Annotated in this window: 7 protein-coding genes; 4 read left to right on the forward strand and 3 right to left on the reverse strand. The window is 64.4% G+C overall.

From position 1 onward, the window contains the following. Positions 1–381: 381 nt before the first annotated feature. Positions 382–5100 (forward strand): glutamate synthase large subunit, encoded by a 4719-nt coding sequence (gene gltB / locus CK224_RS05905; protein WP_095781114.1) that lies wholly within the window; start codon positions 382–384, stop codon positions 5098–5100. A gap of 154 nt (positions 5101–5254) precedes the next feature. Continuing rightward, positions 5255–6709, forward strand: coding sequence for a glutamate synthase subunit beta (locus CK224_RS05910; RefSeq protein WP_095781115.1), 1455 nt, complete (start codon positions 5255–5257; stop codon positions 6707–6709). A 17-nt stretch (positions 6710–6726) separates the two neighbouring features. Here the strand turns inward: CK224_RS05910 and CK224_RS05915 are convergent, their stop codons facing one another. Both CK224_RS05915 and CK224_RS05920 read right to left on the reverse strand, forming a co-directional pair. Continuing rightward, positions 6727–7941 (reverse strand): DUF459 domain-containing protein, encoded by a 1215-nt coding sequence (locus tag CK224_RS05915; protein ID WP_176477862.1) that lies wholly within the window; start codon positions 7939–7941, stop codon positions 6727–6729. A gap of 116 nt (positions 7942–8057) precedes the next feature. Then, positions 8058–9278 (reverse strand): lytic murein transglycosylase, encoded by a 1221-nt coding sequence (locus tag CK224_RS05920; protein WP_095777123.1) that lies wholly within the window; start codon positions 9276–9278, stop codon positions 8058–8060. A gap of 224 nt (positions 9279–9502) precedes the next feature. On the opposite strand from CK224_RS05920, the gene galU reads away from it, so the two are divergent. Next, positions 9503–10408, forward strand: coding sequence for a UTP--glucose-1-phosphate uridylyltransferase GalU (galU, locus tag CK224_RS05925; protein ID WP_095781117.1), 906 nt, complete (start codon positions 9503–9505; stop codon positions 10406–10408). Between the two features lie 66 nt (positions 10409–10474). On the opposite strand, the gene CK224_RS05930 is transcribed toward galU, so the two are convergent. Beyond that, a complete protein-coding gene (locus CK224_RS05930; protein ID WP_095781449.1) occupies positions 10475–12262 on the reverse strand; it encodes an outer membrane beta-barrel protein in 1788 nt (595 codons plus the stop codon). Positions 12263–12422: 160 nt separating this feature from the next. Between CK224_RS05930 and CK224_RS05935 the strand changes: the two genes are divergently transcribed. Next, complete coding sequence (locus tag CK224_RS05935; protein ID WP_067002758.1) at positions 12423–13424, forward strand: KpsF/GutQ family sugar-phosphate isomerase; 1002 nt, start codon at positions 12423–12425, stop codon at positions 13422–13424. The last annotated feature ends 31 nt before the right edge of the window (positions 13425–13455 follow it).

Consider the following 13455-nt stretch of genomic DNA (forward strand, 5'->3'; position numbering starts at 1 on the left):
AACTGACCAGAGGTTGCGTTTTTTGATCCCGTCGCGAAATTTTGTGTCGCGGCACGCCCAAGAATTTTGTGAATCGGTCTTGTGCAGGTGCGGGATTTCTGCCATAAAAAATTTAGGACAGTAGTGCTGTCTTATTTTGTCGCACAAAACAGGCTGGACTGGCATATCATCGCTGCCATTCCGGCCATTGTCGCGAGCGGCGGGTAGACGGCTCCGCTCTGGCCTGTACGATACCGGATGCGAACCGGGCGTATGGCCGCATAGTTCGGCAAGAATTTCGCGAGACGTGCAGCAAGGACGAAGGGAAGCATCGTGCTTCCCAAGGCAAACCAGCGCCCCGAGGGAAATCACCGCCAAGGGTGCGGAACGGAGGACAGGACGATGACGGAACTGACGCCATCTGCGATCAACGGCCAGGCCGCGCAGACGAAAGCGCCAGCCGTCAAAACTGGTACCACCGCCAATGGTTTGATCGCGCAGGGCCTCTACGATCCGCGCAACGAGCATGACGCCTGCGGCGTCGGCTTCATCGCCAACATGAAGGGCGTAAAGTCGCACCAGATCGTCGAGGACGGTCTGGCGATGCTGGAAAACCTCACCCATCGCGGCGCTGTCGGCGCCGATCCGCTGGTCGGCGACGGCGCCGGCGTGCTGGTGCAGATTCCGGATCGGTTCTTCCGCGATGAGATGGCCGCAAAGGGCGTCGAACTGCCGCCGGCAGGCCAATATGGCGTCGGCCACTGGTTCATGCCGCAGGACGCAGCACTTCGCGCCCATATCGAGGACATCATCGCCGAATCGGCCCAGTCCGAAGGGCTGCCGCTGATCGGCTTCCGCGACGTGCCGGTCGATAATTCGTCGCTGTCGAAGGCGCCGGAGATTGTCGCCTCCGAGCCGTTCCATCGCCAGGTGTTCATCGGCCGCACGGCCGACATTCCGGACGACGAGGAATACGAGGCGAGGCTCTACCTGCTGCGCAAGGTGATCTCGGGCCGCATCTATGCCGAGAACGACAACAAGGATGTCGGCGCCTATTGCGTGTCGCTGTCGGCGCGCACCATCGTCTACAAGGGCATGTTCCTCGCCTACCAAGTCGGCGCCTATTACAAGGACCTCAAGGATCCGCGCTTCGACACGGCGCTGATCCTCGTCCACCAGCGCTTCTCGACCAACACCTTCCCGTCGTGGAAGCTGGCGCATCCCTATCGCATGGTCGCGCATAACGGCGAGATCAACACGGTGCGCGGCAACAACAACTGGATGGCGGCGCGTCAGGCCTCGGTCGATTCCGAGCTGTTCGGCAACAACATCTCGAAGCTGTGGCCGATCTCCTATGAGGGCCAGTCCGACACGGCGTGCTTCGACAATGCGCTCGAATTCCTGTTTCAGGGCGGCTATAGCTTAAGCCACGCCATGATGATGCTGATCCCGGAAGCCTGGGCCGGCAACAAGCTCATGGATTCCGACCGCAAGGCGTTCTACGAATACCATGCCGCGCTGATGGAGCCGTGGGACGGGCCGGCGGCGGTCGTCTTCACCGACGGACGCCAGATCGGCGCGACGCTCGATCGCAACGGCCTGCGCCCCGCGCGCTACATCGTCACCGACGACGACCGCGTCATCATGGCTTCGGAAGCCGGCGTGCTGCCTGTGCCGGAGGAAAAGATCGTGCAGAAGTGGCGGCTGCAGCCCGGCCGCATGCTTTTGATCGATCTGGCAAAGGGCCGCATCATCTCCGACGAGGAGATCAAGTCGGAGATCGCGACCAGGCATCCTTACAAGACCTGGCTCGCCAACACGCAGTTGATTCTTGAAGAGCTGAAGCCGGTCGAGCCGCGGGCGCTGCGCAAGGATGTCAGCCTGCTCGACCGCCAGCAGGCCTTCGGCTACACACAGGAAGACACCAAGCTTCTGATGGCGCCGATGGCCACTACCGGCCAGGAAGCGGTCGGCTCGATGGGCACCGACACGCCGATCTCGGCGATGTCGGACAAGTCGAAGCTGCTCTACACCTATTTCAAGCAGAACTTCGCTCAGGTCACCAATCCGCCGATCGACCCGATCCGTGAGGAACTGGTGATGAGCCTGGTGTCCTTCATCGGGCCGCGGCCGAACATCTTCGACCTGATCGGCACATCGCGCCGCAAGCGGCTTGAAGTGCGCCAGCCGATTCTCACCAACGGCGATCTCGAGAAGATCCGCTCCATCGGACACACCGAGGACCGCTTCGACACCAAGACGATCGACATCACCTACGGTTCGAACGAGGGCGCTGCCGGCATGCAAGGCGCCATCGACCGGCTCTGCGAGCGCGCCGAGGCGGCGGTCGCGGGCGGCTACAACATCATCATCCTGTCCGACCGCCAGGTCGGGCCGGACCGCATCGCCATTCCGGTTTTGCTGGCGACGGCGGCGGTGCACCATCACCTGATCCGCAAGGGCCTGCGCACCGCGGTAGGACTGGTCGTCGAATCCGGCGAGCCCCGCGAGGTGCATCATTTCTGCTGCCTGGCCGGCTATGGCGCCGAGGCGATCAATCCCTATCTCGCCTTCGACACGCTGCTCGACATGCACAGGCGCGGCGAGCTGCCGGAGGAGGTCGACGCATACGAGGTCGTCTCCCGCTACATCAAGTCGATCGGCAAGGGCATCCTCAAAGTGATGTCCAAGATGGGCATCTCGACTTACCAGTCCTATTGCGGTGCGCAGATCTTCGACGCAATCGGGCTCAAGTCGGACTTCGTCGAGAAGTATTTCACCGGCACCGCGACGCTGATCGAAGGCGTCGGGCTGGACGAGATCGCGACCGAGACTCTCAGCCGCCATGCCGATGCCTTCGGCAACGACCCGGTGCTGCGCAACAATCTCGAGGTCGGCGGCGAATACATGTTCCGCATGCGCGGTGAGGCGCATATGTGGTCGCCGGATGCGGTCGCCAGCCTGCAGCATGCCGTGCGCCAGGGCTCCTGGGACACGTTCAAGGAGTATTCGGCGCAGATCGACAGCGCGACAGCTAGAGCGCAGACCATCCGCGGCCTGTTCGAGATCAAGCTGGCGGAAGAGACCGGCCGCAAGAAGGTCGCGATCGAAGACGTCATGCCGGCGGCCGAGATCGTCAAGCGCTTCTCGACCGGCGCTATGTCCTTCGGCTCGATCTCCCGGGAAGCGCACACCACGCTGGCGCGCGCGATGAACGCAATCGGCGGCAAGTCGAACACCGGCGAGGGCGGCGAAGAGGCCGACCGCTATCTGCCGCTGCCCGGCGGCGGCAAGAATCCGGAACGCTCGGCGATCAAGCAGGTCGCGTCGGGGCGGTTCGGCGTGACGGCGGAATATCTGGTCAATTCCGATGTCATGCAGATCAAGGTGGCCCAAGGCGCCAAGCCCGGCGAGGGCGGTCAGTTGCCCGGACACAAGGTCGACGCCACCATCGCCAAGGTCAGGCATTCGACCCCCGGCGTAGGCCTGATCTCGCCGCCGCCGCATCACGACATCTATTCGATCGAGGATCTGGCGCAGCTGATCTACGACCTGAAGAACGTCAACCCGGCGGCCGATGTGTCGGTCAAGCTGGTGTCGGAGGTCGGCGTCGGCACGGTTGCGGCGGGCGTCGCCAAGGCGCGCGCCGATCACATCACCATCTCCGGCTACGACGGCGGCACCGGCGCTTCGCCGCTGACCTCACTCAAGCATGCCGGCAGCCCGTGGGAAATGGGCCTTGCCGAGACGCATCAGACCCTGGTGCTCAACGGCCTGCGCTCCCGCGTGGCGCTGCAGGTCGACGGCGGGTTGCGCACCGGCCGTGACGTCATCATCGGCGCGCTGCTCGGCGCCGACGAGTTCGGCTTCTCGACCGCGCCGCTGATTGCGGCCGGCTGCATCATGATGCGCAAGTGCCACCTGAACACCTGCCCGGTCGGGGTGGCGACGCAGGACCCGGTGCTGCGCAAGCGCTTCAAGGGCACGCCGGAGCATGTCATCAACTTCTTCTTCTATGTGGCGGAGGAGGTGCGCGCGCTGCTCGCCGAAATGGGCTTCACCCATCTCGACCAGATCATCGGCGACACCGACCTTCTGGAGAAGCGCGACGTGATCCAGCACTGGAAGGCGCGCGGGCTCGACTTCTCGAAGATGTTCTTCAAGCCGGAGGCGCCGCCTGAGGCGCTGCACTGGACCGAGCGGCAGAAGCATCCGATCGACGACGTGCTCGACCGCAAGCTGATCGAGCTGGCAAAGCCGGCGCTGGAAGCCAAGCAGCCGGTCAGCATCGAGCTGCCGATCCGCAATGTCGACCGCTCTGCCGGCGCGATGCTGTCGGGCGAAGTCGCCAAGCGCTTCAAGCACAAAGGCCTGCGCGAGGACACGATCCAGGTCAAGCTCACCGGCACGGCTGGCCAGTCTTTCGGTGCGTTTCTCGCGCGCGGCGTTTCCTTCGAGCTGGTCGGCGCCGGCAACGATTATGTCGGCAAAGGCCTGTCGGGCGGCCGCATCGTCATCCGGCCGCCGGAAGAGGCCAAGATCGTCGCGGCCGACTCGATCATCGTCGGCAACACGGTGCTCTACGGTGCGACCGAGGGCGAGGCCTATTTCGCCGGCGTCGCCGGCGAGCGCTTCGCGGTGCGCAATTCCGGCGTCGTTGCCGTCGTCGAAGGCGTCGGCGACCATGGCTGCGAATACATGACCGGCGGCATAGTAGTGGTCATCGGCAAAACGGGCCGCAACTTCGCCGCCGGCATGTCGGGCGGCGTCGCCTATGTGCTCGACGAGAAGGGCGATTTCGCCGAACGCTGCAACATGGCGATGGTCGAGCTGGAGCCCGTTCCGGAAGAGGACGACCTGATGGAGAAGCTGCTCCATCATGGCGGTGACCTCGACCATAAGGGCCGCGTCGACGTCTCCGGTGACATGACAAGCCATGACGAGGAGCGGCTCTATCAGCTGATCTCGAACCACGTCCATTACACGGGCTCGGTGCGCGGCCGCGAGATCCTCGACAATTGGGCAAGCTTCCGGCCGAAATTCCGGAAAATCATGCCGGTCGAGTATCGCCGCGCGCTGATCGAGATGGAGCGCATGCGCATGAGCGTGGCGGCGGAATAGGCTTTGGGCACGGCCGGGGAGGTAATCGCCCGGCCGGCATCCTCACCAACAATCCTGACCTCGGGCCAAGGTTGCCACGGCGGCCTAATGAGGTTAACGGGTGCGCCGACAAGCTAGACTTTCGAGCGCGCCTTCGGACAGCAGGGACTGGACTATGGGCAAGGTAACAGGGTTTCTCGAAATCGACCGGCAGGTGCAGAAGTACCAGCCTGCCTCGGATCGCATCCGGCATTTCCGCGAATTCACGCTGCCGATGTCGGACAAGGAGGTCGAGAAACAGGCCGCGCGCTGCATGGATTGCGGCATCCCGTTCTGCCATGGACCGACCGGCTGCCCGATCCACAACCAGATCCCGGACTGGAACGACCTCGTCTACAATGGCGACTGGGACAGCGCGATCCGCAACCTGCATTCGACCAACAATTTCCCCGAGTTCACCGGCCGCATCTGCCCGGCGCCTTGCGAGGAAGCCTGCACGCTGAACCTCGAGGACATTCCGGTCGCCATCAAGACGGTCGAGGAGGCGATCGCCGACAAGGCCTATGAGACCGGCCACATCCGGCCCTACCCGCCGGAAAAAAAGACCGGCAAGCGGGTTGCCGTCATCGGCTCCGGGCCGGCCGGCATGGCCGCCGCCCAGCAGCTCGGCCGCGCCGGCCACGATGTGCATGTCTATGAGCGCGAGAGCCGGCCGGGCGGGCTGATGCGCTACGGCATTCCCGACTTCAAGATCGAGAAGCATTACATCGATCGCCGCATCGAGCAGATGCAGGGCGAGGGCGTGAGTTTCCATTGCGGCGTCAATGTCGGCGTCGACAAGCCGGTTGCCGAGCTCCTCGCCGAGCACGACGCCGTGCTCTATTGCGGCGGCTCGGAAACGCCGCGCCCGGCCAACATCCCGGGCGACGATCTCAGCGGCGTCTATGACGCCATGCCGTATCTCGTGCAGCAGAACCGCCGCGTCGGTGGCGAGCCGATCCAATCGGTGGCGTGGCCGTCACATCCGATCATCGCCGGCGGCCAGCATGTCGTCGTCGTCGGCGGCGGCGACACCGCGTCCGACTGCATCGGCACCGCTTTCCGGCAAGGCGCGGTGCGCGTGACGCAGCTCGACATCCGTCCGCAGCCGCCGGAGAAGGAAGACAAGCTCGCGGTTTGGCCTTACTGGGCGACGAAGATGCGCACGTCTTCCTCGCAGGCCGAGGGCGCGGAGCGCGAATTTCAGGTGGCGACCCTCGAATTCATCGGCGAGGACGGACAGCTGACCGGCGTCCGCTGCTGCGAGGTCGATGAGAAGCGCAAGCCGATCGCCGGCACCGAGTTCGTCATCCGCGCCGATCTCGCCTTCATCGCCATCGGCTTTGCCGGTCCGGCGAACGACAGCGTGATGAAGGAGCTGGACGGCGAGATAAAAATGGTCACCGACAGCCGCCGCTCGCGCAACGTCGAGGCCGACGACCGCGTCTACAGAACCAGCATAGACAGGCTCTATGCCGCGGGCGACGTCCGTCGCGGCCAGTCGCTGGTGGTGTGGGCGATCCGCGAAGGCCGCCAGGCAGCGCGCGCGATCGACGAGGCGCTGATGGGGTCTAGCGTACTCCCCCGCTGAGTCTCCCTGCAGCGGCCCTACCGACGCACCGCTGTCGAGGTCTCCGACGAAGCGGTCGGCGTCTTCGGCGGCCAGGAAAAATCGTCGGCTCGGCCGGGCGAGGCGACGGGCGCCTTGCCCTCGACGGTCAGCTTTTCGCCGGGAAGGTTCGGATCGGCCTTGGCTGGCGGTGCGGCACCCAGCAGCTCGGTCCCGCCGTCGAGCGCGGGGTCGCTGAGCAGCATCGGCGCGGTGCGGTCGACGATGACAGGGGCCGCGGCAGGCTTCGACGCCTCGACCGGAGCGCCGGCCGGCGCGGAAACCGTGGTGACGCTTCCGGGTGCCGCCAGCCCAAGGATCTTGGCCAGCGGCTTTTCGGTGTAGAAGGCAAGCTTGCGCTTGCCGGCCTTGGTCACATTGATGCCGTCGTCGGAGCGCAGGCGCACCGGCTGGCCGTTGATGTCCGGACCGGAGGTGACGAAGGCGCCGTTCTCGTCGACGAAGCCGTCCCAGACATCGACGAACTCGCCGCCATGGGTCTGTGCGGCTGAATGATAGATGTCGTTGAAGGCGAGCATGTCCGAGGTCATTTTTGCCGCCCCGAACGCCGGCATGCCGACCCACAGGAACGGCACCTTTGCATCTTGAATGGCCTTGCCCAGCGCATCGGTGCGGTGCTCGTATTCCTTGGTCCAGTTCTCGGAGCGTGGCTGCTCGCGGACGTCGCCGACGCGCATCTGCTGGCGGTCGTTGGAGCCAAGCATGACCACCACGACGGACGGCTTCTCCGTCTCGATCAGAGACTTGATCTCGACCGGCCAATTGTAGAAATCGTCACGCACGAAGCCCGACGAGCCGTTGCTGCGCGAAACGATCCTGACCGCCGGATTGTCGGCAAAGGCGACCTCCAGACCCTCGGCGAGCCCGCCCGCCAGGAAATCGCCGACTACCAGCACGACGCGCGCATCCGGCGCCTTTTCGACGGCCGGCGCCTCCGGCTCGGCCGGCGGGCGCGGCTTGGGTTTTCTGGCCTTCGGCTTCGGCCTCACCGGCTGGACATTGGCAGGGGGTTCAATGCGCTCGCTGCGGCGCGGGAAAAGAAGATCGCGCAGCGACCAGCCGCGGTTTCCGTCTTCCTGCGCGAAAGCCGGGGTATGAAAGGCGCTCGAGCCGGCGACGGCAAGCACGGCGATGGCCAGGACGAGGATCGGCAGGCGGCGAACGATCAGCCAGACACTCGCGACCGTAACCAATGAAAGTCTCCATCCCTTGGCGCATGACAGCGTGAAAAGCCGGCAAGTCATGCGCGGGCCGATGCGCTACAGCATCCTTTCCGCTTTTGAAAGGATGCTTCACGCCATGGGCGGCTCTATTGCTTCCGGAGCCATTTCAGCACTTCCAGGCTCGGATAGCCATCCTGGCTCAAGCCTACCTTCGCCTGGTAGGCCATGATGGCGGCCTTCGACCCCTCGCCGATCTTGCCGTCGAACTTGCCGTCATAATAACCGTGCTCGGAAAGCCGCTTCTGCAGTTCCTGCCGTTGCTCGAAGCTGAGCTTGGTGAACGGCCGCTGCCAGTCCTGCACAAGGCCGGTACCACCGGCGATTTCGTCGGCGAGCAGGCCGACGGCCAAAGCATATTTGTCGGCATTGTTGTAAGCCTTGATGACCGAGAAATTCCTGATCATCAGGAAGGCCGGTCCGCCCCTGCCGTCCGGCACCTTGAGCGTCGCCTTGTCGCTCAGGTTCCTGAACGGCTTGCCGTTGGCCCTGGCGACCCCGAGCGCCTGCCACTGCGCCAGCGTCTTTGATCCGGCCGGCAGCTTGCCCGGCGGCAAGGTCACTTCATAGCCCCAGGTCTTACCCGCCTGCCAGCCGTTCTTCCTGAGCAGGTTGGCGGCAGTCGCCAACGCGTCGGGTATCGAATTCCAGATGTCGCGCCGGCCATTGCCGTCCATGTCCACCGCGTAGTGCTGATAGCTGGTCGGGATGAACTGCGTCTGACCCATCGCGCCCGCCCAGGAACCCATGAGATGGCTTTCATCGATGTCGCCGGTCTGCAGGATCTTCAGCGCCGCGATCAGTTGGGTTCGGGCATATTTCGAGCGCTTCGGGTCGCCATAGGCAAGGGTCGCCAGCGAACGGATGACATTGCGCATGATGTCGTCGCGCTTGAGGATCTCGCCATAGTTCGATTCCATCGACCAGATGGCGAGAAGGATATGGCGATCGACACCGAACCGTGCCTCGATCCGATCCAGCCATGGCTTCCATTTGCGCGCCATTGCCTGACCATTGGTCACCGACTGGTCATGCACGCGGTTGTCGAAATAATCCCAGGCGGGGGCGGTGAATTCCGGCTGGGTGCGGGCCTTTTCCAGCACGACCGGGTCGGGCTCGATGCCCCTCATGGCCTTGTCGTAGACTGCGCCGGAAACGCCGCCCGAAACCGCGGTGGCACGAAAGCCCGCGACCCACTGGCGGAAACCCGCATCGGCGAAAGCGGGTCCGGCGGGCATCAGCAAGGCAAGCGTGAGGCTCGCGGCCGTCACAAATGCCGTCAGGCGCCTTGCGCTGTTGCGAACGGACATCCTTTTCCTCCTTCATCAAAATTAGGAAGGATCATTCAACGCCGAACCCGGTTAGTATTTAGTTTACCATAGGTGCCATTAGGAACGAAAAGAGAGGTCGGTGCTTTAACTTTCGATTTTCAGGCCAGCCGCTCGGGTAATTCAACATTCCGGCGCGAAAATGTTCGGGGGGATTGCGGAGCGGATGGCCGCGCGGATAATGGGCTTAGACGTATGGGTGGAGCATGAAGCGAGTTCGCAAGGCAGTTTTCCCGGTCGCCGGTCTCGGCACACGGTTTCTTCCGGCCACCAAGGCCATCCCGAAGGAGATGCTGACGGTCGTCGACCGGCCGGTCATTCAATATGTGGTCGACGAGGCGCGCGACGCCGGCATCGAGCATTTCATTTTCGTGACCGGGCGCAACAAGGCGGTCATCGAGGATCACTTCGACGTCCAGTTCGAGCTCTACGATACGCTCGCCCAGCGCGGGAAGGACGACCAGCTCGCCCGCCTGCAGCGGCTGCAGCCAGCGCCTGGCCAGACCAGCTTCACCCGCCAGCAGGTGCCGATGGGCCTTGGCCATGCCGTCTGGTGCGCGCGTGAACTGGTCGGTGACGAACCGTTCGCGCTGCTTTTGCCCGACATGATCATGCAGTCGGAAAAAAGCTGCATGAAGGATATGGTCGAACTCTATGCCGAGACCGGGAACAACATCATCGCCGTGCAGGAATGCGACCCGGCCGAGGCCCATAAATACGGCATCGTCGGCCGTGGCGAGGACACCCATCACGGTTTTCGCATCACCGCCATGGTGGAGAAGCCGAAGGCGGGCACGGCGCCCTCCAATCTCTTCATCAACGGGCGCTACATCCTGCAACCGGAGATTTTCGGCATCCTCGAAAGCCAGGAGCGCGGCGCCGGCAACGAGATCCAGCTGACGGATGCGATGCTGAAGCTGGAGAAGCAGCAGCCCTTCTACGGCTATCACTATAAGGGGCGCACCTTCGACTGCGGCTCGCCGGAAGGCTTCGTCGAGGCAAATGTCGCCTTCGCGCTCTGGCGCAGCGACATGAATGCGAGCATGGCCGGGGTCATCCGCACGCTGCTGGATGAGGTGCGGCCGGCGGAGCGGATCGGCGCCGCTTCCTAGGCGGTTAAGCGGCGTTGATCCTTCGGATCTCCGCGTCCGCGTCGCTGGCGCGAGGATCACGAAGTGTCAGCGCTGCACCTTCAGGCCGAGATAGACGCTGTTGGCGACATAGTCGCGACCGGGAAGGTTGCTGGTGAGCTTCTCCGTCCTGATTCTTGTGGTGAGGCCGGCATAGCGGTTCAGCCACCAGGTCAGGCCGGCCTCGGCGCTCAGGATCAGATCGTGGCCATCGGAGCCGGTGTAGTCGCGCCAATCGAGCCCCAGCGCTGTATTCGCCGTCAGGTTGGCGCGGACCTGCCGCTCGCCGGTGAGCCGGCCCGAATAGAGGAGGTCGCCGCTCTCGTTAGCGATGGTCGTGGTCTCGACCGTGGTTCTTCCGGTCAGCCCGATGATGGTGCCGCGCTCGGGCGACCATTTGAGGTCGGCGTTGACGTAGGGCCCCGCAATCGCCGGCAGACGGTCGTCGTCGATGCCTTCGCGCAGCCATCCGACGGAGAACTCGCCGGAGAGCTTCTCGCGCATGTCGAGCTCGAGGCCGGCGCGCGCGCCGAGCCGCGTCGAGGAGCGCTCGAAACCGTTGCTGTCGAGGCGCAGATCGTAGATCCGCCGGCCGGCTTCCACTTCAACGAATGGCGTCATGGCCGGTGAGACCTGATAGCCGGTACGCAAGGTCGCAGAGTAGAGTGTCGAGTCGCGATCCTTCAGCGACAAGACGGTGCCGTCCGAGAGCTTGGCGTCGCCATAGAAATCATGCGAGACCGCGCCGGTCAGCGCGTAGCGCATCTTGCCGACATCCTTCTCGATGCCGAGGCTGCCGTCGACGGTCTGCCGCAGCGGCTGTGAGGTGACGCCGGCAATCGCATCCGGCGAGGACGCCGATTCCGGCACCGCTTCATAGCCGAGCCTGGCGATGGCGCGCAGTTCATTGTCGAGGTCGACACTGAGCTGGCCTTCGATCCGGCCCTGCGCATCGTTGATCTTCTGGCCCGAAAGCGTGTTGCGAAAAAGGCCGTAGCCGTCGATGACGGCCGAATTCTCGCGCCAGTCGGAGGTGGCGGAGAAACGCAGCGCGGTTTCGGACAGCACAGCCGACCTGCCGCCGGCGCTGACATCGGCATTGGAAGTCGCGGTGAGGCCTTGCTCGAGTGTCGGACGGAAGACGAAGGTGCCGAGCTTGATGCCGGGGGCGGCGAAGGGATCGTCCTCCAGCCTCACTTTCTGGCCCTCGATCGATCCTGTGCGCTCCGCGCCGGGATCGAGCTTCTGCCGGTCGACGCTGTCGATGGTGACGGCGCGGCGGTTCGCGCCGTCATCCTCGGTGGCCGCCGTTTCGGCCGGATCGCCGGTGGCGGCCTTGGCCGTGCTGTCGGCCGTCTGGCCAGGCTTCTTGTTGGCGTTTTTCTTGTCGGCCGCCTTGGCATCGCTTTTCGCCTTGGCACCCGCACTCTGCCTTGCAGTCGGAGGCGGGCGCGGCGCGGCCATTGTTTGATTGTCGGCGAAGGGGTCGTCGGTGACTCGCGGCTGGTTGAGGATGCTGCCCTCCGCGCCCCCGGTCTGGTCGTCGTCGGGCACCGCGCCTGGGCTTGCCGGCTCATAAGGGTTGGCGGGCGTCTGGTCCTCAGCCGTCTGGGTCGCTGGAACCGCTTGATCCAGCGATCCCTGCGGGCGCAACTGTCTCGCCTTGCGTTGCTGGTCGGCCAGGATTGCCGCTTCGGAGACCTCGCCGCGCAACTCGGTTTCCTGCGAAAATGCCGGCACCGTGCGCAGCAAGGCGACGATGCTTGCCGTCAGCAAAAGCGCTGCAACGGCAATGCACTTCCGGCCCTTTTTCGTATCTGGCTCGCCGCCGAACATCATCACCACTGCTTGCGCGGCGCAGGCGCGCCATACTTACCGGACCGTAAATGCGGATGGTTAACGGAGGGTTGAAACAGGCCAAGGACCCTGTCCGCGACGCACGCGAGACGGGAATTCCGTTGGACAGGCGGGCGACATGGCGCTAATGGCATCTGCCATGCACGCGGGGTCCTCAGAAAGAAAGCAGCCGGACAGGCAGGCAGCGATTGAATCGGCGCTGAGAACGGTGGCGACGGAGCAGGCCGGCATGGCCGCGCTTGCAGCCGCTCTCGGCAACGGCTTGTCCGAACCGTTCGCTGCCGCAGTGGATGCCATCGCGCGGATCGAGGGCCGCGTCATCGTCACCGGCGTCGGCAAGAGCGGCCATATCGGCTCAAAGATCGCGGCGACGCTCGCCTCGACCGGCACGCCTGCCTTCTTCGTCCATCCGGCCGAGGCCAATCACGGCGATCTCGGCATGATCGCCAGGGACGACGCCATCATCGCCATGTCGTGGTCGGGCGAGAGCAAGGAACTGATGGGCATCGTCGCCTATTCCAGACGCTTTTCGATCCCGCTGATCGCCATCACCTCGGGCGAGAATTCGGCGCTGGCGCGCGCCGCCGACGTCGTGCTGTTGCTGCCGGCCGCGCCGGAGGCCTGTCCGCACGGGCTGGCGCCGACGACATCGGCGCTGCTGCAGCTGGTCATGGGCGATGCGCTGGCGATCGCGCTGCTCGAGGCGCGCGGCTTCACGCCGGACCATTTCCGCACCTTCCATCCCGGCGGTCAGCTCGGCGCCAATCTGATGCAACTGCGCGAGATCATGCATGTCGGCGAGCGGCTGCCGCTGGTGCCGTCGGGCACGGGAATGCGCGAAGCGATCGTCGAGCTGTCGCGCAAGGGTTTTGGCTGCGTGGCGATCACCGGCGCCGACGGTTCGCTGATCGGCATCATCACCGACGGCGACATCCGCCGCCACATTGCCGATGACCTTCTGTCGATGAACGTCGATGAGGTGATGACAAAGAAGCCGAAGACGGCTGCCCCCGACACGCTGGTGGCGACGGCGCTGCAGACGATCAATACATCGGCCATCACCAGTCTGATGGTGGTCGAGGCCGATCGCCCCGTGGGGCTAGTGCATCTGCACGATCTGCTGCGCATCGGCGCCGCTTGAGATGGGCGAGACTCAGGACACGCAGGCCTGA

This window comes from Mesorhizobium sp. WSM3862 (assembly GCF_002294985.1).
Lineage (GTDB): Bacteria > Pseudomonadota > Alphaproteobacteria > Rhizobiales > Rhizobiaceae > Mesorhizobium.

Excerpts from the sequence above, each read along its gene's own strand:
- gltB (WP_095781114.1), top strand. The coding sequence starts at position 382 with ATGACGGAACTGACGCCATCTGCGATCAACGGCCAGGCCGCGCAGACG.
- CK224_RS05910 (WP_095781115.1), top strand. The coding sequence starts at position 5,255 with ATGGGCAAGGTAACAGGGTTTCTCGAAATCGACCGGCAGGTGCAGAAG.
- CK224_RS05920 (WP_095777123.1), bottom strand. The coding sequence starts at position 9,278 with ATGTCCGTTCGCAACAGCGCAAGGCGCCTGACGGCATTTGTGACGGCC.
- galU (WP_095781117.1), top strand. The coding sequence starts at position 9,503 with ATGAAGCGAGTTCGCAAGGCAGTTTTCCCGGTCGCCGGTCTCGGCACA.
- CK224_RS05930 (WP_095781449.1), bottom strand. The coding sequence starts at position 12,262 with ATGTTCGGCGGCGAGCCAGATACGAAAAAGGGCCGGAAGTGCATTGCC.
- CK224_RS05935 (WP_067002758.1), top strand. The coding sequence starts at position 12,423 with ATGCACGCGGGGTCCTCAGAAAGAAAGCAGCCGGACAGGCAGGCAGCG.